The following is a 25339-nucleotide window of genomic DNA, read 5'->3' as shown; positions in this document are numbered from 1 at the left end:
AGTAATACTGATTATCAATTACTTATCACAAAATAATATGTAGTAAGAAGAAAGATGAAAAAGTTTGGAGGGGAAAAACTTTGGAAACGGTAAAACCATAAAACAGACAAGCATAAATAATTATCATTCAACCCATTAAAGTATCAAAACAATGAAAAAAGAAGATTTATCACTAATCAAACGATATTCCATCGTGGAATATCTCGAAAGGAAAGGCATTAGGCCTGTCCGTAAAACATCTACCTATGTCATGTATCGCTCACCACTCAGGGAGGAAACTCATCCGAGTTTCAAGGTGGACAGGGAAAAGAACCTTTGGATAGACTATGCCGAAGGCAGGGGTGGAAGTATCATCGACCTTTGTATGCGCTTGGAAGGCTGCACGCTCTCGGAAGCCATCTGCCGTTTGGAGCAGAACACTTCAGAGTATATAGTGCCCAGCTCCAGCTCTCCAAAGAGAGAAACATCCATCAGCCCAAAGCAAACAGAAAATACAATAGCAAGCGGTACAAGGAGACTGACAAGCATATCAGACACCTTGCCGCCGCACCTGCAGGAGTATCTCAAAAAGGAACGCTGTATTGATTTAGAAAAGGCAACACCCTTTCTCAAATGTATCAGCTACGAGGTAAGGGGAAGAAGACATGAAACCATCGGCTTTGCCAATTCTTCGGGTGGTTATGAACTTCGGGACAACAAAATATTCAAAGGAACGATTGCCCCCAAAGACATCACTCCGATATTTGAGGACAGGGCACAACCCGTCTGCCTGTTTGAAGGCTTTATGGACTTTCTCTCTTTTCTTTCAATGAAAGGGGAAGTAACCAACCAATGTCTCGTGATGAATTCTGTGAGTAATGAAGCAAGAAGTATTCACTACCTGAACAAAAGAAATATAACCTCTGTTCGTGCTTTTCTTGATAATGACGATACAGGGCGAAAAGCAGTACAGGAATTTGTAAACGCAGGTTTTAAGGTAGAAGATATGGCTGTGTATTATAAAGACTTCAAAGACCTCAACGAGTATCATGTCAGCCGTGTCCGTGAGCATGAGAAATCTCAAAATACAAGCAACAAAATAAAACAAGTCAAACTTAAAATAAGATAGAGTGATGAAAAAGGAAAGAAGAAATATGGAAGAAATAGATCGTTTCATAGGAAAAACTTTTGGTATGAGCCAAGCTGAAAATTCAAGTGAACAATCTGTCTCTGAATTCCGGGAAAAGGGAATGAAAACTATTCAAGAGCAAAAACAACAAGAAACAGAACATGCCATAGAGCATGCCACGCCATCCGAGCCTGTACTGCATACAGAGCATGCAACTATTCAACGACGCATCAGTGCCAAGATGAGAAAGGAGACACTCGAAGCATACAAGCAAGCGTTCCTTGTTCCGACAAAGCTAAGTGAGAGAAAAGCGGTCTATCTGAGCAGGGAGACACAGGAACGTGCGGACTTCATCGTACGCAGATTAGGCGATAGGGGCAGCAACCTTTCAAGTTTCGTAGAAAACATTATCCGCCAACATATAGAGGAATATGGTGAAGACATAGAGAAATGGAGAAGACTGTAAGCCGTAAGAAAAGGGTTGACGGTTTTCAGAAAAAGGAACGTTCCTTTCACTCAAAATCCTCGACCGTTTTAGGGTAGTACCGATAACAGTTTTTTGCTGAATACATTGAACGGAGGGAATACCACGAACGCAGTTAGATACTGAATGCACGGCATTCGTTTTTGGACGGCAAAACGCTTTATGCGTAAACGTTTCGTTAGCTGACATTGCAAGACGTCAGTTTGTACCCACAAACTGCGCTTGCTCCCCTCGTTTAATTGTCGGGGAGATTAGACCGTAATCACTCCGTTCTCATCGGTCAGTGTTTAGAAATTAAGCAATAACAAATCATCTACGATGATTAACTTTCAAAGAAACTTATATGAGCAGATATAATAGAAAGACTGCCAAGTGGCAGCAACGAGGTAAGGAAGAAGCGAGGATGAACAAGACGGAGTTCATCAAGGTAAGATGTACTTTAGAGGAAAAGCAACGTATCAAGTCAAAGTCGGGAAGTACAGGGCGGAAGTTCTCAGACTACTGCCGTGAGATACTCCTGAATGGTGAAGTAATTGCCGTCCCTAAGATGACCGACAATGAAAGGGAAGCCATCGAGCTACTCAGACGAACTGCCTACTTCTTCTCACATATTTCCAACCTTATCAAGGTAAAGGATGATGCGTGGGTACTGATTACTCAAAGTCTTTCTTATCTGGCAAGGGAGGCATTTAAGCGTTTCTTCAATCCCAAATACCGCATTGAGGAAAGAGCAATTAAACTCTTAAATCTAATGGAGAATGATAGGAAAATGTAGAGCAATTGCGCATGGCAGCAATGCGCTGGAATATATTTTCAGAGAGGGAAAACTCGGTAAAACACTTCTCTTTCACAATCTCTGTGGAACGACACCAAAAGAAATTTACGAGGAAATGAAGATGGTGAACGATTACAATACACGTTGCAGGAACAAGTTCCTCCGCATCGAAATCGGTATAGCACCACAAGACGAGAAGAAACTGCCCGTATCTGAACTTATGCGGATAGCCCATCTGTTTGCCAAACAAATGGGACTTGACAACCATCAATGGGTGGCGGTAACACACAAGGACACCGACAACAGACATATCCATATCATTGCCAACCGCATCAGCCTGTATGGGGAGGTCTATGACACCACCTTTGTAAGCAACAGGGCAGCAAGAGTGGCGGAGGAAATAAGTCGCTCGAAAGGCTTGACTATCGCAAAGGAGGTCAGGGCGGAAAGGAAGCATCAGAAAGCAAAAGCCAATCCTACGAGAGAGCAAACAAAGAAAGAAGTACAGCAAATCTGTTATGCCTTGTTGGATAAATATAAAGGCGGTGGCATATCAGGGCACTCCATGTTTCTCTACGAATTGAACAAGAACAACATTATCATAGAGCGCATGAAGAACAAACAGGGAAAAGTCTATGGTTTGAAGTTCTCCTACTGTGGCCAGACATTCAAGGCTTCCGAAATCGGCAGAGAGTTCGGATACCACTCTTTGCAAAAGAACTTTGAGATAGCCAATAAAGCCGAAACAAAGGAGACGATAACAAAAGCTCACACAATAGCAGACAAGACTACAAAAAATAAAGTTCAATCAGACACAGGCTATCAACTTGTTCCTCCCAGTCGTTCATACATACCGCCTACAAAAACAAACGAAAGTTCAGCCATTGCACAAGCCGTAGGAAATGTAGCAAGCACCGCCTTGAATGCAGCCGAAGAAATGATTTCGGGGGCAGGTGGACTTATCAATCCACAGACACACGGTGATGATTATGCAGAGATGGCTTGGCAACATAAACTCAGAAATCAAGCCAAGAAAAAGAAGAAGCGAGGAAGAGGAATATAATCATTCTCCTTATTTTTCAATCTTTCCAAACAACAGATGGAGCAAAAGAGCGAAAATCTTATCAAAAACGCTTGTTATTCAAAGTAAATGATTATCTTTGCAAATAGAATAACAAGCGTTCTTTGTTGATGTAGAAATATGCGATTAATAGTACTTCGCTCGTTTCCAAATCGTTACCTGTTTAGTTTTTACAGCGAGGTAACTTATTTATTTTCAATTAGATACATTTTAGAAATCATCTTAAGTAGTAATTCACAAGCTTTTACCGCGTAAAAGCTACCATTTTAGCCGTAGAAACCAACGATGAAACGAAATGATGTTGAAATAGAGGTTTGTGCCAACAGCGTGGAAAGCTGTCTTGCTGCGCAGGAAGGCGGTGCCGATCGCGTGGAGTTGTGCATGGGAATACCCGAAGGGGGCACCACACCTTCGTATGGAGAAATCAAGATGGCGCGTGAGAAGCTCACCACAACGCGGCTGCATGTCATCATCAGGAATAGGGGAGGAGATTTTGTTTACACGCCCGATGAGCTGCAACGCATGGCCATCGACATCGACATCTGCCGGCAATTAGGCGTCGACGGTGTGGTTTTTGGCTGTCTGACACCCCAAGGCGACGTCGATAAGGAGGCCAATCGTTTCCTCTTGTCGCATGCAAAAGGGTTCTCGGTGACGTTCCACCGTGCCTTCGATCGCTGCCGTTTGCCCCGGGAAGCCTTGGAAGAAATTTGCAATTTAGGTTTTCAACGCGTGCTCACCTCGGGGCAACAACCCACCGCCGAGCAGGGCATTGCGTTGCTCTCTCAACTCCATGCTTGGGCAAAGGGGCGCATCATCATCATGGCCGGATGTGGGGTGAACGAGCAAAACATTGCCAAAATAAGGCGCGAAACGCAGGTCATGGCCTTTCATTTCTCGGCACGTGAGCCCCAACCTTCGCGCGCAAAGCTGCTGAATGCGGCGGTAAGCATGGGCGCAGCCGGTGCACAAGAGGATTGCATCATGCAGACAACGGCGCGCCGGGTGGGCCACACCATCGCTGCTTTGCTGGCAGATGGCGAATGAAAGCTGTCCCGACGGGGCTTTTCTCACCAACAGAAAATGTAAGAACAATAAAAATAAAATAATGAAAAAAAGTCTACTAATCCTGGCCTTGTGCCTTGTTTCCTTGCTGGCAACAGCGCAACATTTCATCGCCGATGCCGCCTATCGTGCCAAAGTGGATGCGGCCTTTCAGGCAAAAATGAAACTCATCGGCGAGAAATTCTATCGTTTGGACGGTTTGCATGCCACGCCACAAGAGCAAGAAGCCTTGCACTTTCTCTATGCTTATATGCCTGTGGCCGATGCAACCGATTATCCCACGGCCTATCATCTGGGCAATGTGCGGTCGGCTTTGCGCACACAGCACGAGTTTTCTTGGGGCAAAAGGGTGCCCGAACTGCTGTTCCGTCATTTCGTGTTGCCCATGCGTGTGAACAACGAACCCTTAGATAGTTCGCGTGCAATCTTCATGAATGAGTTGAAACCGCGCGTGAAAGGACTGTCGATGCGCGATGCCATTTTGGAGGTAAATCATTGGTGTCACGAGAAAGTCACCTATGAACCATCCGACGGGCGCACCTCTTCTCCGTTGCAATCCATCATGACTGCGCGCGGACGTTGCGGCGAAGAGAGCACCTTTACCGTGGCAGCTTTGCGCGCAGTGGGTATTCCTGCGCGGCAAGTCTATACGCCCCGCTGGGCACATACCGACGATAATCATGCGTGGGTTGAGGCTTGGGCCGACGGCAAATGGTATTTCTTAGGCGCTTGTGAGCCCGAACCCGTGTTGAATTTGGGTTGGTTTAATGCCCCGGCCTCGCGCGCAATGCTCATGCACACCCGTGCCTTTGGCGACTATAATGGTCCCGAAGAGGTGATGTTGCGCACGAATAACTTCACCGAAATCAACCTCATCGACAACTATGGCAGCACGGGAAAGATTGCTTTCCGTGTGGTTACGCCCCAAGGAAAGGCCGTAGCCGATGCGAAAGTGGATTTCAAAATCTATAATTATGCCGAATATTACACCGCCGCATCGAAATATACGAATGCACAAGGCATGACTTTTCTCTCGGCAGGCAAAGGAGATATGTTGGTGTGGGCATCGAAAAACGGGCGCTTTGGCTATGTGAAAGCGACGTTTGGTAAAGATAAACAGCTCACCATCAAGCTCGCTTACGATGCGCAACACGTGCCTCAGGCGCAAGACTTGGACATTGTTCCGCCCAAGGAGCAGGCGCTTTTGCCCGATGTTCCCGAGGCGTTGCGCGCTGCAAATGCCGTGCGTTTGGCCTACGAAGACTCACTGCGCAATGCCTATGTGGCTACGTTCCCAACGGCAGAGACGCTGAAAAACTTCCCCATCCCCGATGCTATACCTTATATTATAAAGGCTCGTGGCAACTGGAGAACCATCAAAGCTTTCGTAGAGAAGTATGCCCAGCAGTCGCAACGGGCACTTGATTTGCTCAATACCCTCACCGATAAGGATCTGCGCGATATGCCAATGGTCATTCTTGACGACAACATGCAGGCCAAAAGCAACCAACTTTCGCCTCGGGTGGAGTATGAAATGATTCTCAAACCCTTCAAACAATTCTTCGAAACGAAAGCCTTTACGCCGGAAGAGGTGGTGCGTTTCCAACATGATCCCGCGCAGTTGGTGGCGTGGATTAGGCAGCACATCAAGCTCAATCCCGACACAAGAGCCATGCGTATTCCGCAAACTCCCATCAGTGTTTGGGAGAGTAGGCTCACCGATTCGCGCAGTCGCGACATCTTTTTTGTGGATGTTGCGCGCAGCTTGAACATCGAAGCGCGCATGGATTACGTGTCGTGGAAGGTGCAATATAAGAAGGATCATCAGTGGGTGGATGTTGATTTCGATGCCGAAGAGCAGCAAGTGGCCAAGACGGGGACGCTGAAACTCGACTTTAAGCCCGTGCCTTTCTTGGACGATCCGAAGTATTACAGCTATTTCACAATTAGTAAAATCATCAATGGACAGACCTATCTCATGAATTTCGATGAAGGACAAGTGGATATGGGCGGCGGCATTTCCTGGCATAATGTGTTTAAGAACGGCACAACCCTTGATGAAGGCACTTATCTTTTGGTATCAGGACAGCGCATGGCCGATGGGAGTGTGTTGGCACATAATCAGTTCTTCCGCATCGAAGCGGGCGACACCACGCAGGTGAAGCTCATCGTTCGTCAGCAAGACGAGGGCGTAAAGGTGTTTGGAAGTTTCAATAGCGAGAACCTTTTCATCCACGAAGGCAAGGAAGTTTCTATCTTGAGTCAAACGGGACGCGGCTATTATGTGTTGGGAATCTTAGGCGTTGGTCAGGAACCTACCAATCATGCGTTGCACGATATTGCCAAGATGAAAGCCAAATTAGACCAATGGGGACGCCCCTTTGTGCTGCTGTTCACCGACGAGGCAGCGGCAAAGAAGTTTGAACAACAGAAGAATGAGTTTGGACTTCTGCCTAAAAACACCATCTTTGGCATCGATAAGACGGGCGCAATACGCGAAGAAATCGCCACACAAATGAAGCTTGCGCAGCGCAATCAGTTGCCCATCTTCATCATTGCCGACACCTTTAACCGTGTAGTTTTCCTTTCACAAGGTTACACTATTGGCTTGGGTGAGCAGCTAACCAAGGTGATTGGAAAACTATAATGCTGTGGAGTGGGGATATAAAGATCATTGATGGTATTCCCACTTACACCTATTTCTCATTTAGCATAGGGCTCTATGCTGGTAAGATGCAAAGAAAAATCCCAGTAATTCGCTATACGGATTACTGGGATTTTATCTTGTTCCGACCATCCAATGGTGGAAGTTGTCTTTAAAATATATATAATGTCTAAAATTTAATTCCTAAAAATGTTACCCCAAATGTACAACCTCTTTTTTGATTACACGACTAATAATTTAACTTGATAAAAAAAATTAACTTGTAGATATATTGTTTTCTCAAACGATTGCAAAGGTAAAGAAAATCACTTACAATGCAAAATATTTTACTAAAAAAGACGCTTTGTCCAAAATTTAAATCTTTGTTCAGACCTATTTTTATGGGAGGTTTAACAGACTGTAGTTTTTTATAATGTGTAGTATGAAAGGCTTATTATGGAGAGTGTGATTTTGATTTACATCAAAAATATAGTGTTTTTGGTAGAATAGTCGATATTTTCTTGCGACATATGATGAAAACTATAGTATCTTTGCATCGTCAAAAGAAAACAATATGTGATTTAAAACATTTGCTTTCTGGCGACACTCAATAGGTAGACTCTTAGGAGCAAAAGATTGTTTAGTAAGGATTACACATTTAGGTTTTTGGTTTTTAGTTATTAGGTTTAGGTTTTTAGATTAGTAAAAAGCAAAGGTTGAGCCAGAGATTGGCTCACCTGTTGAGGTCGGGAGTGAGTGATTTACTGCCGATTTTTTTTTGTTTCTCCAGCCTATGCGAAGGAGTTCCTTTAAATAAGAGGATGGCTATGCAAGCGATGAGTTGAAGTTTATTCTTCAATGAGCATGGAAGCGGTCTCTTCTGGCGTATTAAAAGGCATACCAAAAGTCAGTTCATCGTCAGTGAATGTGCGCAGACGTTGGTCAACTTCCTTCTCATCGAGGTAAGGTTCGCCATTGGGTTTGCGTGCAAGTAACATGTGTTCACGCACCTGTCTCCGATATTCGGCAATGGCTTCTGGAGTAAATTCTAATGTCATATGATGTAACTATTGATGTGAAGACCTGAGGAGTCCTCAGCTTTTTGGGAACAAATATACGGAAAAAGGATGGAAAAGATGATACAAAGATTGTTTTTGTCGTTTCTTTTTTGTTCCTTTGTATGGAGAAACGAAACAAAAAAATAAGAATATGGGAAAAGGGAAAAAAGGCGGAAAGCGCATGAGCAGAAAGCAGTTGCAGGAGCGATTGCAAACGTTTTTCTCGTCACAGGGTAATCGACCATTAAGCTTTAGGGAGATTTTCCGTGCGTTGAAACTTGATACACACCCCCTGAAAATGTTGGCCATCGACATGATTGAAGAGATGGCGTGGGATGATTTTCTGGTGAAAGTGACTGATAGTTCCTATAAACTCAATACCAAAGGACAGGTGCAAGAAGGGACATTCCTGCGTAAAGCAAATGGTAAGAATACCTTTTTGCCCGACGATGGTGGAACACCTATTTTCGTTTCAGAGCGCAATTCGTTATGGGCTACCAATGGAGATCGTGTGAAAGTGAGTTTCATGGCGCGTCGACAACATCACATCAAGGAGGCACAAGTGATTGAAATCTTGCAAAGAAAGAAAGATCAGTTCGTTGGAAAACTGCGTGTAGGCAAGGACTTTGCCTATCTCATCACGCCCGAAAACATCTTTGCAAGCGACATTATCATTCCGAAACGCAAGCTGAAAGGTGGAAAAACCAACGACAAAGCGATTGTGAAAATCACGCAATGGCCCGACGCCGAACACAAGAATTTGGTGGGCGAAGTGGTGGATGTGATTGGTCAGACAGGCGATAACGACACCGAGATGAACACCATTTTGGCGCAATATGGACTGCCCTATGTCTACCCAAAAGCGGTGGAAGAGGCCGCTAACAAGATAACAGGAGAGATTACACCACAGGATGTTGCCGAGCGGGAAGACTTTAGGTCGGCGTTCACTTGCACCATTGATCCCCACGATGCGAAAGATTTTGACGATGCTCTTTCCATCGAAAAGCTCGACAAAGGGCTGTGGCAGGTGGGGGTTCACATTGCCGATGTGAGCCATTACGTGACGGAAGGGAGCGTGATTGATAAAGAAGCGGTGAAGCGTGCGACGAGTATTTATTTGGTAGACCGCACCATTCCGATGCTTCCCGAGCGCCTTTGCAACTTCATTTGCTCGCTGCGTCCCGACGAAGACAAACTGGCTTATAGCGTAATCTTCACACTTGACGACGAAGCCAATGTGAAAACCTACCGCATTGTGCACACTATTATTCGCAGCAAGCGCCGCTATGCCTACGAGGAGGTGCAGCAGTTGTTAGAAGAAAATGGTGTGGTTGATGGCACGGGTGAGCCTGCTCCTGTGCCTAAGAATGGGGAATACAAGGGCGAAAATGCGGAACAGCTCATCACACTCGACCGTTTAGCCAAGGCGTTGCGCAAGAAACGTTTTGAGCATGGCGCAGTGAAGTTTGACCGCGAAGAACTGCATTTCGATGTTGACGAAAAGGGAAAGCCCACACGTTGCTATTTTAAACGGTCGCACGATGCCAACAAGTTGATTGAAGAGTTTATGCTGTTGGCCAACAAAACCGTGGCCGAGAGCATCGGAAAGGCCAAGAAGGGGCGGAAAGCAAAGACGCTTCCCTATCGTGTGCACGATAATCCTGACCCGCAAAAGATGGAGACCTTGCGTCAATTTATTGTGAAATTTGGTTACAAAGTGAAAACCGAAGGCACAAAAGGAGCGATGGCTCGCAGCTTGAATAAGCTGATGGACGAGACCGAAGGCAAACCTGAAGCGAAGATGATTCAAACGGTTGCGCTCAGAGCCATGATGAAAGCGAAATACAGTGTGCACAATATTGGCCACTTTGGTTTGGCATTCGACTATTACACGCATTTCACAAGTCCGATTAGAAGATACCCCGACACGATGGTTCATCGCCTGCTTACGCGCTATGCCCAAGGTGGAAGGAGTGCGAATGAGAAGCATTATGAGGAGCTTTGTGAGCATTGTTCGGAGATGGAATTGGTGGCACAGAATGCCGAACGCGACTCTATTAAATATAAGATGGTAGAGTTTATGGCCGATAAAGTGGGCGAGACGTTTGCCGCACATATCAGCGGAATTACCAGTTATGGCATCTATGCGGAGATTGATGAGAACCATTGTGAGGGCATGATTCCCATGCGTGACCTGAGCGATGATTATTATGAGTTCGACGAACGCAACTTCTGTTTGCGCGGAAGGCGGCATCATCATCGCTATCAATTAGGCGATGCGATAGAGATTCAAGTGGCAGGAGCGAACTTAGAGAAACGGCAATTGGATTTCTCTATTGTGGAATAGTGCAGTAAAATGCGGCACTTTACCGCATGATTGCATCGTAATTGTGCGGTAAAGTAGCGCATTTTTGTGGGTAATATGTATGTGTTTATGGGAACTTTAGCTTGAGGCTGCGGCGCAAGGGGGCTTGCCTGTAAAAAAGATGGCTGCAAGCATGTCGGTCAATGTCGTTTGTTACGGATGGGAGTAGGGCGCTCTTCTCGCTCTTTTTGTAAATTATTTTGTGTGTGATTTTAAATGTACATGTGCTATACAAAGTCTTTCCCTTTCTGTAATTCCACTTCAGTGATGTATTTTCGGATGCGCGAAGATGAATCTTCTTTTTTGCAAATGAGTAGCACATTGTCTTCTTCGGCTACAATATAGTCTTCTAATCCGTGGATAATAGCCAAACGGTGGTGGGGCAGTTTGACAATGTTGTGGTGGGCTTCGTCGAAAATGACAGCCGAATCGAGGCAGATATTGTCCGTCGTTTCATCGCTGATGGCTTCGTAGATGCCATGCCATGTGCCTAAATCTGCCCAGCCAAAGGTGCAATTCTTGAAATATACTTGTTCGGATTTTTCAAGTATTCCAAAGTCGATGGATAGGTTGGGGTAGCGCGAGAAATATTGTTTCACATAATTTTCTTCGTCATCAAGCGTCCAATGGGGGTGCATTTCGTCAAGCTCACGCAGCACGGGTGGGAGGAGTTTGGATAGACTCTCTTGTAAAAAGGATAAGCGAGAGACGAACATTCCCGTGTTCCAAAACCATTCGCCGCTATCTAAAAAGAGCTGGGCAAAGTTGCGATCGGGCTTTTCGGTGAAGGTTTTTACTTGGTAAATATCGCCGACACCGCTGCGTTCTCCCATCTGAATATAACCATATCCAGGCTCGGGGCGCGTGGGTTTGATGGCCATGGTGAGCAGACCGGCGTGCTGTTCGACAAACGCGAAGGCCTCCATCACGTCTTTTTCGAAGATGTCTTCGTGCACAACGGTTTGGTCGGCGGGCACCATCAGCAGGCAGGCTTGTGGGCAAACACGTGCAATGCGATGGGTTGCCCATGCCACACTGGGTGCCGTGTTGCGATAGATAGGTTCGACCATGATGTGATCTGGTGCCACTTCGGGCAGTTGCTCTTCTACCAAATGGCGATAGCTTTCGTTTGTGTTGATGTAGATATTGACCTGTGGAAGCATCCGCTTCATGCGGTCATAGGTTTGTTGAAGCTGCGTCTTTCCTGTGCCAAAGAAATCAACAAACTGCTTAGGATGGTGCTCACGGCTGCAAGGCCACAGTCTTCTTCCTTTCCCTCCTGCGAGGATAACGCAGAAGTAATGTTCGCGATTTACGGGTGGTGTCATTGATTTAAATGCTGTTGTCATTTGTTTTAACAATTTTAGTGTGTGGCAATTACGGGTAGTGTCATTGATTTATTAAATGCTGTCGCCATTTGTTTTAACAACTTAGTGTGTGACAATTATTGGTAGTGTCATTGATTTGAATACTGTTGTCATTTGTTTTAACAACCTTAGTGCGTGACAATTATTGGTAGTGTCATTGATTTATTAAATGCTGTTATCATTTGTTTTAACAATTTTAGTGTGTGGCAATCCTGCTCCAAAGGGGGTAATTACTTGCTCGAAGTCTTCCTTTCCGACCCCTCTCGTGTTGCGAAGAACCTAATTCCAGGCCTGATGGTGCCTGCTGTCTTTGCATTTCCGCCTCCCTTTACTGCGCCATGAATGGAGCATAGGGGCATGAAGCGCTTTTGTTCTCCAGCTTTCCACCACCTTTTGCAGTCGTAGTGGTGGGATTTTTCCCTTTCAGGCATGGGCGTTACGCTGCCAACGAATATAAGTATTTAAATTGATATGTGCAAGAAAAAGCTGCAATTTTAATGAATATCCATCACCTTACTTGCAATTTTATTCGAATTTCATTCGGATCTTACCCGAATCTTATTCGGGTTTTACTCGAAATTTTACTTAGCTTTTACTCGAATCTTATTCGAATAAGTACTTTTATGTGAAATCTTTCGCAAGTATATATGAGATTTTTCGCAAGTTTATGTGAAATCTTTTGCAAGTTAAAAAAATATATGTACCTTTGCATCGGTTTTGAAAAAAGCCCAGATGGCGGAATAGGTAGACGCGCTGGTCTCAAACACCAGTGCCGCAAGGCATCCCGGTTCGAGCCCGGGTCTGGGTACCACAAATTCCTTGCAAACCGCTGATTTACAAGGGATTTTTCTTTTTTCAGTGTGTACTAAAAGTGTACTATATAACAATGTCATGAGAAAAGTGTACTTTTATAGTTTTTCAATACTCAGTTTTATATTTAATTAACGACAAGTTTTCCCTTTTATTCTGTTTGTTTCCTTTTCTTGTCTATTTCTTCAATGAATGCCTTATCTTTGCAAAAGATACCCACTTTAGAAATTACAAATGGAAAATGATAGTGTAAAGATACAGCTTGACAGTATTCAACGAATATTAAACTACTGTATTACCCAGACCTACAATGTGCTCATTGGAAATATTCTGAGGAAAAAGAGCTGTGTAAGCAATATGCAATTTAAAGAGATTTTACAAAAAGAATATATCCGAATAACAGACGATCTTTCTTCTATTTATCTGTATCATCCTGCCCTTGCATGTGTAGAGCAATATTACACAGATGATAACTTTTTGTGGGAAAGCACTTTCTTTGAATCACTGACCAAAGAACAAAAACAGAAATATGCCTCATTCTCTGTATCTTCGTTTGAATATACGAATTACATTGAGACACACACCTTATATAATGATGTTCTGCCGATGTTCTCGTATCTTGTTGATGCAATTCTATATGAACGATACGCAAAATATCTCATGGCAGAAATAGAACGAATTGAATTGACAGAGGTACAAACCGATCGGTCTCGCTCTTCAGTCTTGATAAACGATGAACCATGTGAGCAGAAAAAGAAATCTGTCATCGTTGGTAAAGGAACAAATCCATTTCAATCTGATTTTACAGATGAGCAAATAGAGATTCTTACCGCTTGCATCAACGAAATTCAATTATTTACAACTTGCATATCTCCTAAGATACTCAAAGACTTCTTTGCTTGTAAGCTAAAAGGTGTTCTGAAATCAAACAACAATCGCCAGCTGGCATATCTCATGCAAAGTCTTAATCTTCGAGGGTTCATTACTGATGAATGGCAATCTGCGATTGCTCGTAATGAACTTGTCTTGGGGAAAACAAAAGATACGCCACTGATACGCACCGACCTTTCCTCTGCAACAGACCAAATCAATATGAAGCAACCGAAAGGATGGGAAACCATTGATAAATATCTCAAACAACTGAAAAAAGGTTGAGCATAGGTTGAGACCTCAAACATAGCTCAACACCATTTACTTTTATCGTTTCTAATTTTGCCCTCGTTAACAAATAATTAACGAAGGTGCACCTTCATATTGTTTAATTCAAAATGTTTTCAATATGAACAAGACATTAGAAACCCGAGTTGAAGAACTCGAACAAATGGTATTCATGAATAAGAACGTGCTGAGTTTTGAAGAAGCCAGCAGGTTCTTGAACCTCTCAAAGAGTTATCTCTACAAACTCACATCGGGAAATCTGATACCTCATTACAAGCCACAAGGTAAAATGCTTTATTTTGAGAAGGCAGAACTTGAAGCGTGGCTACGGCAGAATCCTATCAAAACCACTGCACAGATAACACAAGAAGCCCAGCGGTATATTATGGGTAACAAACCTTTAATGCAGAAGTAAGGCTATGGAAAACGAGAATTTTATTCGTGTTGGCACAACCTTATACAAGATTGTGAACCAGCCACGCATCAATGGCGGTTTTGTCAAGAAGCGTATCATATGGAACAATGAAACGCTACGGTAGGACTATGGCAAGGACTTCATTGCCACCGTCCCGAAGTACGATGGTTTCTGCACTGTTCCTAACCACGTGAACTATCAACCAGTGGTTGACAAGTTCCTTAATCTCTACGAACCGATAGGACACCAGCCAAAGAAAGGAGAGTTCCCACACATTGAATCCCTGATAAGGCATATATTCGGGGAACCATACGAGTTGGGTATGGACTACTTGCAGTTGCTCTATCTTCAACCTGTGCAGAAACTCCCCATCCTCCTGATGGTGCCAGATGAATACAAGATAGAGAAAAATACTCAGCTTGGTAAATTAAAGCTATTCCACTTCTTGTACATCATTCTCATGTATCTTCTTATTAGCCTTTATCAATTGATCTGAACTTATTTCGTCCACATTTTCCTTAGGTGTTCCAACTTCTTTATCGACGCTATTTACTTCCACCTCTTCGTCTCTATTGTCATCTGATGGTACAACATCCTCTTCTTCCTTTGTGTTCTCGTTTTCCTCGGGTGTCGTTTCCTGCATTAAAACTGGTTGTTGTTCCTCGACTGTAGCGTCATCTTGATAATTACGCTTCTCATTCAGTTCAATCGCATTTTTCTTACTTTCTCCTTTCGATATATTGGAGACATATTTATGGATGCAATAAGCTAAGATAGCCCCCAAAATAAGAGTTCCTAAACAACCCAACTTACTCAAGATATTCACTATAACGTGCCCGACGGGACCGAGAATGGAATTAAGAGGTGGGGCAATCATGTATAAAAATACTTGAAACAATCCCCTTGGTCTCAGTCTGTTACCACATTCCGAACAGGTGTTCGATTCCTCAATGTCATTAAAGCTGCCACATATTGGGCATTTTACAATTTTCGCCATTACTTAAAATACATTGTTGTGCTTCTACCTAATACGATAAAATCACGGATTCAGCAGACGGCTAAAAATAAAAATTTCTTTATAATGAACTGCACAGAAAACCGCACTGAAAATAATAAGCCATAGTAATACCTTCTGAAAAATAAAGCTTGCTATCTTTTCGAATAGTTTAATTGTCGCTTGTCTTATAAGACTCATAAAGTCTTCTACCGATTCGACTTCCCGAAAACTATCCCAATAAAGAAAGACTTCTACTGCGATAATGATTATCGCAAAGACTATTATAGTAAAGAATGTATCCATTTTGTTTTATTTCTAGCGAGTTAGATTATGATTTCGTCTTTTTCCAAAATTGCACTATGGTTTCATTTCCATGTACATTCTTCGACAAATCCCGTTCGTCTTTCTCTATACCCAATTCATCCATATGGGCAGATAAGAAGCGACCAATTTCAGAATGTACTTTTTGGTGATGTGAAGAAGATTTTGTTGAAAGTTTCCCTACATATTCATCTTCCTCCATAGCATTGAACTTTTGAATAAAATCATGAGAGCTGAATGAATTCTCCATCTTCTCAATAACTTCTTTCGCTTGTTGAACTGTAATCATTATTATTGTTTAGTTTGTTTTCGTCCTCCAGTCCCATAAGGGCGATTTATAAAATGCAGAAGCGTGGAACTGACTATGCCCACGTTCTAAGTTGAAGGTCCTGCGAAAACCCTGTGTACAAATGTAGTACTAGTAACCCACGCTATAGCGTGAGAACCACTATGCTATCCCTGTACACATTTGAAAGTTTCTCAGGTTTTCAACTTACAAGATAAGCATAACGCTTCTTCTTTTCCAACGATGTCATGTGCCTTTAAAAAGGACACAATGCAAAGATAATAAATTTATCTTGAAAGGTTATCCGAAAGGTAACATTTTTCAGCAAAATAGTGCTATCTCATTCAAAAATTGCAATATACAAAAACAATTGTTATCTTTGTATTCTGTCAGAACAAACCATTTAAAACAACAACATGATGACCCTCGAAGAATACACCCAATTAGATGCCGACTTCGCCCATTGCAGCGGCGAACATTGCGAACGGGCAAACGAATGCCTGCGCCACACCGCCCACAAGATGCTCGCGAAGAACACACGAGATTGTTATATGATAACCAATCCCAACGTGATAACAGGCAACCGGTCGTGCCCGCTCTTCATGCCCGACCGCCGAGAACGCTACGCATGGGGCATCTCCCGCATCTTCGACAACGTGTGCGCCGCCGACCTGCGCGGCGTCCGACTGGGCGTCATGTAATGCTTCGGCTCGGCCACCTATTACCACGTCAAGGAGCAACTCCGCGCCATCACCGAGGAAGAGCAACAGGACATCCGAGAAGCCTTTACCGAAAGGGGATACGACGGCCAAAGCATCGAGTTCGACCGCTATGAAGAACATTACCCTGCACTCATGCGTATGAAGCACTACAAGTAGGCCTCACCCCAGCCTCTCCCTTATGCCTCTTCCTTCATTCATATAAGCCATACAGTATTACTCATATCAGCCATACAGTATTGTTTATATAAGCCTTTCCGTATTATACACGTTTGTATAAGTAATTATACAGGCGTGTATAACTAATTATACAGATTTGTATAGTAAATTATACAAACGTGTATAATTCCGCGGATATAGGCCGCGGAGAGCATCGTATACAGTATATGGACTGTTGTATATAAACATATTGGTGAAGACTGTTGAAGGCATGAGTTACTCGTGAATATATGGAGAAGATGGGAATAAAAGATACGCAGTACATCATCGGTCGCCATTTCGATAAGGAACATCCGCATGTCCATATCGCTTTCAATCGGATAGACAATAAAGGTAAGACTATTTCTGACCGTAACGACAGACTCAGGAGCGAGAAGATTTGCAAGGAACTGACCGCCAAATACGGTTTATACTTTGCCGGTGGCAAGGAGAAAGTCAAGGAGCATCGTCTGAAAGAACCCGATAAGACCAAATATGAAATCTATCAGGCATTGAAAGCAGAAATAGCTCGGTGCAGAGATTGGAAAACTCTCCTTGCTCATTTGAAACGACAAGATATTGATGTCCGTTTCAAGTACAAAGGCAACTCACAGGATGTTCAGGGTATCATCTTTGAAAAGAACGGTTATCTTTTCAACGGTTCAAAGGTGGACAGAAGTTTCAGCTATTCCAAGATAGACTTTGCCCTGCAACAGAATAACAGAGAACACGGACAGCAGATGCAAGGAACGCTAAACCTCATATCCAATGTTGCAAGTGTTACGAGCGAAATTACCAACAACCTCATAGAAGGAGGATTGGATTTGTTTCAAACTCATGGTACTGTCCCTGCGGAGGTTTACAACACATTCGATAAAAAGAAGAAAAAGAAAAAACGTAAAATACATTTATAACTATGGCTGATAATAATACATTTGTCCTCTTTGAGGAAATCAAAAACAAACTGGAGACAATTTACAGGGAACTAAAGGAACTGAAAGAAAAGGAGAACGGTTCTGTTTCTCTCCCTGTTCCATCTACACCTGTACAACGTGACGAACAACAGGAACAAGAATTACTCAATCAGTATGAGCAGCGGACAAAAGATGTGCTCAACGAGTACATTGGTGTGCAAGTGCGCATCAAAGACGAGGAGGCTAAATCTATGGACAAATTGGTGGCAAACGTCCTGACCATGTTGCACGAGTGGCAGGAACAGAAAGAACAGCCAAAGCAACAAGAGCACATCCATAGACACAGTTTTGACATCAAGTCATCGAAAGTTTTTACTACCGTGGTGGCAGTGTCTGTCCTCTGTTTTGTTTCTTTGGTCGGTAATTATTTCTTATGGCAAAGCAAACAGCAATACAAAGATGATGCCTTGAAATTTCGTATCATTAGAGTATGGCGAGGTTGCAGCCCTAAGGAAATCCTATGGCTTAACGATGTATTTGACATTCATCGCAATGAAAAGACAATCAAGCTAATCAAGGAGAAAGCCGATGGTTACGATATGGATTTGAAGCAAAAGGCAGATAGCTTGATGCAAAAGAAATTGAAATAATCCTATATGAAGCAAGCCCAACCTAAGTTCTCGTTTGGTTGGGCTTGTGCGCTGCATATTAGTCTATGATTTCCCAAAAGCCGCCTTTATTGGGACCGACACGGCGAAGGTATTTATCACGCATAGCTTCTATGTTACGAGATATAGAATTTTCACTGATTCCCACATGTTTGGAAAGTTCCGATTTAGAAATATATGGATTCTCTATTATTAGCTTGATGATAGAAATACGATTTTCTGTTAATTTTTCATTGAGCACCACCGCTTTTTCTATCACCTTCTCTATCACCTCTTGATGAGTTTTTATCACCTTTTCTGTCACGTTGACATCCTTTTCTATCACCCTTTCTGTCACCTTCGGCACTGTAATCTTCAGAATAAAATCATCAAGACGGAAAGATAGATGTGGTGTACCATTAGCTTCCAACTCCCTGCATACACGATCCACACCCTCTCCAAACTCTTTTACATAGTCGTATGCTTTTAAGAATTGAGCAATTTTCGGATTGCGTGAGAAGTGTGTATGACGAATGTTAGAGGGCTTAACCGTTCCTGGCAATCTGCCCGGTGACTCAAATACCAAGCGATTATCAAACATCTTAATTTGGATTTCCGTACCCTTGATATTGTAGGCACGATGGCAACAAGCATTGACAACCATTTCTTGAATCACAAACTTTGGGTAATCCCTATTGGTTACAAACTGCCCATGCTGTCCAAGAAAAGTGTGTTCCTCTACTTGGGTTTCAAGATAAGCTATCGTGGCTTTCACCTGATCAAGCATCGTTCCTTCAAAAGTTACGTCCTTAATCACGTTCATTTCTGCGCCCACTCTCTCTTCTGTACCTTTATAACGGATAAAGCGAGTACGCCCACGAGGAAAGAACTTTTGAGGATATTTACCAAACAACAGGATACAAGCTACACTAACTTGCTCCTCTCCCTTGGCATTGGTAGTTATGAAGCCATTATTCTCATGTAGATATTGATTGGCAGACTTGGTATAACCAATCAATTCTGTATATCTTTCTACAGCAGCCATATCAATGTCATCAACCATAGCACCATACACAGCCGTATCTTCATAGTAGCGTTCTCCCTTATCGTACATCAACTGTATGCGCTCTTCAAAAGACAGCCTCCTGCTTTTGTCGCCAACACGCATAAAGGCTTCATCTGCCTGATTAGTATGTAGTTCAGAACTTGCAGGAATATGCATCAATAAAATATGATTTTCGTTTCCATCTTTATCCGTGCATGGTAACAAGTCGCTGGTAATAGACACAGAAGGATTACAGAAGTCTAAGGGCACACGAAGTAACTCATTCAACTTTTCCGTATGCTGGTCAACTCCTTCTATCTTCCTTGTCTTGTCAGACACACCGATAGCGATATCACCACCGTCAGCATTAGCAAACGCCACAATGGTAATAGCTAATGCTTTCGGATCAATTTGAATGCTTTTGCAATCAAAAGTCTGATCTTCCTTGCGAGTCTGTATTTCTTGTATCTCCATATATTTTTATTTTTGCTATTATGATAGACATCAAAAAGCATGCAACAATTAAAGCCATAATCCTTATTTGAGAAAATGGGAGATCTTGCTTAAGTCAACATTCATCAATGTATTGACTATTTCACTGTAAGCCATTCCTAATTGAAGGCCAAACTTGCCAATGAAAACTTCTATATCATGTACTGTTTTCCTTCCGCTGTTTCTCACATTAAGTAGGGTAGCTGCTGCATTAATCTTGGGTATTTCACCAAAAGTGGAGATACCTATAACATTCAGTACATTGATAGCTCTTACTGAAAGATTTAGATTTTGGACTGGAGTATTAAGTAATTCCGCAACATGGGAGTTGATATCTACAACTTGATTTTTAGTCTCTCTCAAACTTTCATCCTTTACTACGCTTCTTAATCGCTGTATTTCCTCTATATAGAGTTGAGCCTGTGCATGTAGTTGCGCATTGTCCTTACGTAATTGCTCATTCTCATGAACTTCATTTATAAGAATAAACTTAATCTCTTCCAGTATTTTCTTATATAGTTGTCGTATCCTTTCTTGTGTAAGATTATTCTTCTTGGCAACTTCACTTCTAGGAACCCCGTTAACAAGATCTTGTAAGATGGAATAGTTTCTTTGCTCTATTTTTTTTTCGAAGATTCCTATAATCTCAAGGAAAAGAGAAGACAAATACTTGTTTTCAGAAAAAATGTCACTTTCATCTTTGCCATCTAAATAATCCTTAACATCTTCGTCTTCAGACAAAGGTAAATCATTAAGAGCACAAAATAAAATGGATTTGGATACAGGTTGCTTAACTATACTATCAAAACGAGACAAAAACTTGTCTTCTCTGACACTTGTGTTATCGTAGAGGATTGTTGTACCCAATGGCAACATGATTTCTGGTTCTTTGACACTTTCTATCAATCTGAAATCTGATACATTGTCTATTATATTGGATTCCTTATCTATTTGAATCAATACAATGCCATTGGCTATATGACAAAAACAATAGTCACCAACAGACAAGTTAAGTTCTTCGGAGTAAATTCTAAAATTATCGGTTTCAGGTAGGTATACCAGCTTCGGCATCCTGTTTATAAATGACTTTTCTATAGGAGTTTCAAAAACGATGTCTATATCTTCTTCTCTCGTTAATCGACAAAGAACTGTTAGGTCCCAGTAGTCACGTGTACCCTCCAGAATAGCCTGCGTGTCGTTTAGGAAGTCAGTAAGCCATTCTCCATTACAATCTGTCAGCAGGAGCGAAACAAGAGCTTTATCGCCTTTTGCCTTGCTTCTCCCATATGGGGCACAAAGAATGGTGTCTGTATTTGGAAAGTGATAACTCCTCAAAGATTTTGTGTCAACATAACGGAAGTCTCGAAAGATAGAATTATCTTCCACCTCGCTATCGATATAAACCGTTTTTACAATATCTCCTTCATGGAGCATACAAATATCACCTTCCTTAAAAGGAAAGGTATATGTTCTCAGATTATCGCTTACTTTATTTATATAATAGACAACCATCGATTAAAAAAACTTGTTTTCGGTGAAACCTTTTTGTACAACTTCAACGTGTGGCATTCGACTCTTAAACTCAGGATCGATGTTATGACATTGTTCCTTTACGATGCCACGACGATGTACCGCTGGGTCAAGACAATACATCTTAAATTCTTCCTCATTTACATCCTCGGTACGCTGCCAGTGCGGGAATAGCAGTTTCATATAAGCTGTAGCGATACGCTTCACGGCATTACTATCTCGCACATCGGCTTTTTCTTCAAAGCGGACGAGTCGATCGAACAATAATCCATAGGTATTCTGTGTACGCATTGTATGGAGAATCTCAGAAAAGTATTCCACATTGATAGTCCATCCTTTGAAAATCATGCTTTTGTCCACTCGCGGAAGAAGCCAGCCTTCAATAAAGCAGTGAAAGCGGTCGAGCAAAGCCGACTCACGGAAATTCTCTGGCAGGTTGTTGAAATAAAAAGGCGACACAGGCATGTGTTGAGCAGACAGAGGAATGTTTCCCATAAGCATCAAGCCACACTCCGAAGAGAACTCATTATTATCAATAGTAGTCTTACCACTTTCCAAATATGATTTTAGAGCAGCTTGAATCTCAGCAGGCTCTTGAAAAACGATAGTCTGTATTTCATCGAATACTGTAAAGTCATGGTTTTTGATAATACCATTCTGCTGTTTTGTTTTGTCAAAAAATAACTTAGCACGTGTCACCTTACCACCACTTACCAGCCAGCCATACTTAGAAAGATTGCCAAATACATAGCTTTTCCCAGTTCCTTTAGGAGCCAATTCTATCACATTCAGACGTGGTTCTATGAAAATGAGCAAACGGGTAAGGAACTCCAATTTTTGGGTTAGTGATATGAAACCATTAGGGTCATACTCCATGGCGGACAACAATACATCAATCCATTCTAAAGTAGTGAAATAGTGGCGTGCCTCTGCAAGATAGGAGATATCCACAGAACTATAAGGCTTGAACGGTTTATAATCTACCATTTGAATATGGTTTTTTTTTCCATCATCGTCTGGTAGTAGACAAAGTTTGATAATACCCCATTTCTCACCCTCAACAAATTCGCCAGAGTTGCGAGAATAGACATATTCTGGAATTAGCCCCTCACGTTGCTTGATGCCATAATCAGGAATGGCAAATTGACGCTCATTCTTTACAATGTCAATATACACCACAAAACGAGCCAAAAGCGTAACTTCTTCGCCACTTTGCAGTCTGTCTTTAACACTGCCTTGTTTTGCTGGAATAACTTTATCTAAAAACTGAGTGAGTGCCATTCTATCAACTTCGCCAGTTTGAATGTTCAGATAACGTTTCAACAGAAAATCCTTAACAAACGCAGGAAGGTTTCGGCCAGCAAAAAGACTACCTGTTGATGCAGGATCTTTGTAAATAGACATTGCCGAAAAATGCTGTCTTATCTTGTTGCAAATTTCTTCTTTCATAAATATTTATTTATTAAAAGTCGAACAGTTCTTCTTCTTGAACGCCTGTTGTTACCTTAATCTTCATTGGGCGAACAACTCCTCCAAGTTGAAGCGTGAAATCTGAAACATTGGCATCTAACATTATATCCTCTGTTTCATATGTATCGCCATTCAGATGATGAACATTATATTTCGCTCCATTATAAAGCACGTAAGGAACATCAGCTGACGGCATATTTTTAATTTCAAATTGTACGCGTGGATTTGAGCCACTTATTTCATAAGTGAGTAGATTGAACGACCAGTTGGTTGCCGCAGGTGCACTTGAAATGATAAAAATTGGTACTAGTACCTCTTCTGGTGTACAGCCACCATGAATACCTTGTCCCGATGGTATTTTGGCGCAAAGCGATTCATGCTTTAGTGCACACAAAGTTTTATTATCCTCCAAACGGAAATAGCTACTATCCATAGTAGATTCCGCCTTTTTGCGAATGGCAATGCGTCCGTGATGATCGCTATCAACACTAGGCATATTTTTACCATTAAGCAATTGCGATAAATAGGTCAGACCATGATCAGAAATAATCGCAATCTTCTTACCTATGTATTTCTGCAAAATTTCTTCAATGCTTCTTCGTACAACATCTATCTCTTTGATAATTGTAAATGGGCTTATATTATCAGAGCGATGAGCCAATGTGTCAAGGTCTCCGTACTTCTCCAATTGAACACCCTGAGGAAGAAGGCGCTGTAAATCTTTCTTATTTATCTCGGTCTTAGTAGGAAGAAGGGAACGAGCTATTCTTATTTCGTTGAGGAAAATCTGCTGGTCTTTTCTCTCTGCAATTATGCTTTTAATTAGAGGAATCCAATCGACCCCCAATCCGTCAATCCAATAAAAGACTTCAATGTCTCCACGGTTTTGTAGTAAGGTATATGTGGAACAGAAAGAATTGTACCACATATCAAATGAAGACTCTGAGCTGTTAAGTTTATTTATAAATTGTTCGATATCGGTTGTGTATCGATTGGCGATCTTAGCTTTCTTATATTGCTCAATGTATGGATTCACCCAGTCTGGGACTCCTGTTACAACTCCAATACCTTCAGTCATATAGGTGTAAAGATCTGGGAAGAAAGTTGCGATGTCGCTAGGCGCAATAAGGTCTTGACTCAACCAACTTACTGCAAATTCTTTTTCTTTGTGTGTGATTCCCGTAAAATATCTTAAAGTGCCTGAATAACCTATCTTTGTAGGCAAAGTTTGTAAAGATTTTGCTATCATATTTTCTGCAGCATCCGACAGTTGAATATTCTTTTGGGCAGCATAGGTAAGGCAGTATTTTCGTACTTCCATTTCTGCATCAATTTCCGTTATGTCCCCTGCTATTTTCTCTATCAGATCATTTGTACCATAGGAAGGGGTGGCATTAAGGCATCTGCATAAATAACCTTCACCATTTTCTTTACTAATATAGAAGCGTGTTAAAAGCCAACGGTTGAATACATAAGGATTGTCAAACCATAGGCGAATGAAGTCCTTATATGTTTCTATGTTATTTATGCCAAAGTATTGTTTAACATATTTACCAAAATTGAAGCCATTACTAACATCAATACTCTCTGCCAATTTATTCCAATTATCCCCATCACTTTCTAATGGCTCAATACCACCAAATTCAAGATTTAAACCTACCGTCAAAAATTGGTATGCATTACTGCAAACTTGATAAGAGAAGGCATTGTCTGGCTGTGCATACCGAGCATTAGCAAAAATAGCCTTTGATTTGCAAATTATTTGTGGTGATATTTGTTTCTTACTATCTTTCCATATATTCAACCATTCTTGGATATTGTTTACAATGGTATAATTAGCATTCAGACCACTTACACCAAAGTCTGTGTTTTTTGTAAGAATGAGTTTATATGTTAGGTTTTTAGTCTCTGATATCAATCTCCAAATATTGATTTGGCTGTCATTCTTGAAGGTATCCATTTTACCTTCAAGACCGACAAGTGGAATATAAACACGTTGGTGCTTTTCCTGAGCTTTTGGTGTCGCCTCAATTGCTTTAATAGTTTTTATTAAAGCATCAAAAGACTTTTTATCTTCATTGTCATAAAATCGTGCTAACTCAGAGAAAGGGGCAATCACACAGTCGTTAGGACTTTTTTTCTTTATATGCTCAGCTATACGAGAGGAAAGTTCCACATGGGTAATGAGTAAGTCAGGATAGTTGGTATCTATCCAATGATCAACACTTTCAACATGTATACCTTGTTCTATTTGTAGGAAATCCACAAAGTCATAACAGTCTCGAAAATTATCAAACAGTACAAATCGTATTGGATATCTATCAAGCGTAAAAGCATCAATACCTTTCGCCTGTTTATCCTCCTCAATATATGTCTTGAGGGCATCCATT

General features: G+C 41.9%; 19 protein-coding genes, 1 tRNA gene and 3 pseudogenes. 14 read left to right on the top strand and 9 right to left on the bottom strand.

Annotated features, from left to right (window positions below):
* Positions 1–151: 151 nt before the first annotated feature.
* From X919_RS0107580 to X919_RS0107555, 6 genes are all read left to right on the top strand, one after another.
* Positions 152–1108 carry a toprim domain-containing protein gene (locus X919_RS0107580; protein ID WP_028899597.1) on the top strand — a complete coding sequence of 319 codons (957 nt, stop codon included), beginning with the start codon at positions 152–154 and terminating at the stop codon, positions 1106–1108.
* Between the two features lie 4 nt (positions 1109–1112).
* Positions 1113–1574, top strand: a complete 462-nt coding sequence (locus X919_RS0107575; RefSeq protein WP_028899596.1) for a DUF3408 domain-containing protein — start codon at positions 1113–1115, stop codon at positions 1572–1574.
* 361 nt (positions 1575–1935) lie between these two features.
* Positions 1936–2367, top strand: a complete 432-nt coding sequence (locus X919_RS0107570) for a plasmid mobilization protein (RefSeq protein WP_028899595.1) — start codon at positions 1936–1938, stop codon at positions 2365–2367.
* Entirely contained in the window at positions 2351–3430 is a 1080-nt protein-coding gene (locus tag X919_RS0107565) for a relaxase/mobilization nuclease domain-containing protein (RefSeq protein WP_028899594.1), read from the top strand. The genes X919_RS0107570 and X919_RS0107565 overlap by 17 nt, the downstream gene beginning before the upstream one ends.
* Positions 3431–3733: 303 nt before the next feature.
* Complete coding sequence (locus X919_RS0107560) at positions 3734–4495, top strand: copper homeostasis protein CutC (protein WP_028899593.1); 762 nt, start codon at positions 3734–3736, stop codon at positions 4493–4495.
* A 61-nt stretch (positions 4496–4556) separates the two neighbouring features.
* Positions 4557–7160 carry a transglutaminase-like domain-containing protein gene (locus X919_RS0107555; RefSeq protein WP_028899592.1) on the top strand — a complete coding sequence of 868 codons (2604 nt, stop codon included), beginning with the start codon at positions 4557–4559 and terminating at the stop codon, positions 7158–7160.
* Positions 7161–8005: 845 nt separating this feature from the next.
* Here the strand turns inward: X919_RS0107555 and X919_RS0107550 are convergent.
* A complete protein-coding gene (locus X919_RS0107550; protein ID WP_028899591.1) occupies positions 8006–8215 on the bottom strand; it encodes a hypothetical protein in 210 nt (69 codons plus the stop codon).
* 151 nt (positions 8216–8366) lie between these two features.
* On the opposite strand from X919_RS0107550, the gene rnr reads away from it, so the two are divergent.
* Positions 8367–10562: a ribonuclease R gene (gene rnr, locus X919_RS0107545; protein WP_028899590.1), complete on the top strand. Its 2196-nt coding sequence runs from the start codon at positions 8367–8369 to the stop codon at positions 10560–10562.
* A 245-nt stretch (positions 10563–10807) separates the two neighbouring features.
* Here rnr and X919_RS0107540 read toward each other — a convergent pair whose 3' ends face one another.
* Complete coding sequence (locus X919_RS0107540) at positions 10808–11929, bottom strand: mannose-1-phosphate guanylyltransferase (RefSeq protein WP_081759440.1); 1122 nt, start codon at positions 11927–11929, stop codon at positions 10808–10810.
* A gap of 744 nt (positions 11930–12673) precedes the next feature.
* Between X919_RS0107540 and X919_RS0107535 the strand changes: the two genes are divergently transcribed.
* From X919_RS0107535 to X919_RS15095, 4 genes and pseudogenes are all read left to right on the top strand, one after another.
* A tRNA-Leu gene (locus X919_RS0107535) sits at positions 12674–12758 on the top strand.
* Between the two features lie 233 nt (positions 12759–12991).
* Entirely contained in the window at positions 12992–13912 is a 921-nt protein-coding gene (locus X919_RS0107530) for a hypothetical protein (RefSeq protein WP_028899588.1), read from the top strand.
* Positions 13913–14036: 124 nt separating this feature from the next.
* On the top strand, positions 14037–14330 hold the full coding sequence (locus X919_RS0107525) for a helix-turn-helix domain-containing protein (protein ID WP_028899587.1): 294 nt from the start codon (positions 14037–14039) through the stop codon (positions 14328–14330).
* Positions 14331–14334: 4 nt separating this feature from the next.
* A pseudogene (locus tag X919_RS15095) lies at positions 14335–14763 on the top strand (hypothetical protein); the annotation flags it as partial.
* Here the strand turns inward: X919_RS15095 and X919_RS0107510 are convergent.
* From X919_RS0107510 to X919_RS0107500, 3 genes are read right to left on the bottom strand one after another with little or no spacing between them, the layout of a single operon-like run.
* Positions 14764–15327 (bottom strand): hypothetical protein, encoded by a 564-nt coding sequence (locus X919_RS0107510; protein WP_253270112.1) that lies wholly within the window; start codon positions 15325–15327, stop codon positions 14764–14766. It lies immediately after the preceding pseudogene.
* 42 nt (positions 15328–15369) lie between these two features.
* A complete protein-coding gene (locus X919_RS0107505; protein WP_028899584.1) occupies positions 15370–15630 on the bottom strand; it encodes a hypothetical protein in 261 nt (86 codons plus the stop codon).
* A gap of 25 nt (positions 15631–15655) precedes the next feature.
* Complete coding sequence (locus tag X919_RS0107500) at positions 15656–15937, bottom strand: hypothetical protein (RefSeq protein WP_028899583.1); 282 nt, start codon at positions 15935–15937, stop codon at positions 15656–15658.
* A gap of 416 nt (positions 15938–16353) precedes the next feature.
* Between X919_RS0107500 and X919_RS16100 the strand changes: the two are divergent.
* From X919_RS16100 to X919_RS0107485, 3 genes and pseudogenes are all read left to right on the top strand, one after another.
* A pseudogene (locus X919_RS16100) lies at positions 16354–16812 on the top strand (DUF6078 family protein).
* A gap of 281 nt (positions 16813–17093) precedes the next feature.
* A pseudogene (locus tag X919_RS15090) lies at positions 17094–17765 on the top strand (relaxase/mobilization nuclease domain-containing protein); the annotation flags it as partial.
* 2 nt (positions 17766–17767) lie between these two features.
* A complete protein-coding gene (locus X919_RS0107485; protein ID WP_028899581.1) occupies positions 17768–18415 on the top strand; it encodes a hypothetical protein in 648 nt (215 codons plus the stop codon).
* Positions 18416–18473: 58 nt separating this feature from the next.
* Here X919_RS0107485 and X919_RS0107480 read toward each other — a convergent pair whose 3' ends face one another.
* The 4 genes from X919_RS0107480 to pglZ all read right to left on the bottom strand — a co-directional run bounded on the left by X919_RS0107480 (position 18474) and on the right by pglZ (position 25338).
* Entirely contained in the window at positions 18474–19931 is a 1458-nt protein-coding gene (locus X919_RS0107480; RefSeq protein ID WP_028899580.1) for an RNA-binding domain-containing protein, read from the bottom strand.
* A 63-nt stretch (positions 19932–19994) separates the two neighbouring features.
* Positions 19995–21461 (bottom strand): DNA-directed RNA polymerase subunit alpha C-terminal domain-containing protein, encoded by a 1467-nt coding sequence (locus tag X919_RS0107475; RefSeq protein WP_028899579.1) that lies wholly within the window; start codon positions 21459–21461, stop codon positions 19995–19997.
* A gap of 3 nt (positions 21462–21464) precedes the next feature.
* The gene (gene brxL, locus X919_RS0107470) at positions 21465–22928 is read right to left on the bottom strand and encodes a BREX system Lon protease-like protein BrxL (RefSeq protein WP_028899578.1); all 1464 of its coding nucleotides are present in this window, start codon (positions 22926–22928) and stop codon (positions 21465–21467) included.
* Between the two features lie 13 nt (positions 22929–22941).
* Positions 22942–25338 carry a BREX-4 system phosphatase PglZ gene (pglZ, locus tag X919_RS0107465; RefSeq protein ID WP_253270111.1) on the bottom strand — a complete coding sequence of 799 codons (2397 nt, stop codon included), beginning with the start codon at positions 25336–25338 and terminating at the stop codon, positions 22942–22944.
* Position 25339: the final 1 nt, after the last annotated feature.

The organism is Prevotella sp. HJM029, assembly GCF_000599605.1.
Lineage (GTDB): Bacteria > Bacteroidota > Bacteroidia > Bacteroidales > Bacteroidaceae > Prevotella.
This window is presented reverse-complemented; position numbering and strand designations above follow the sequence as displayed.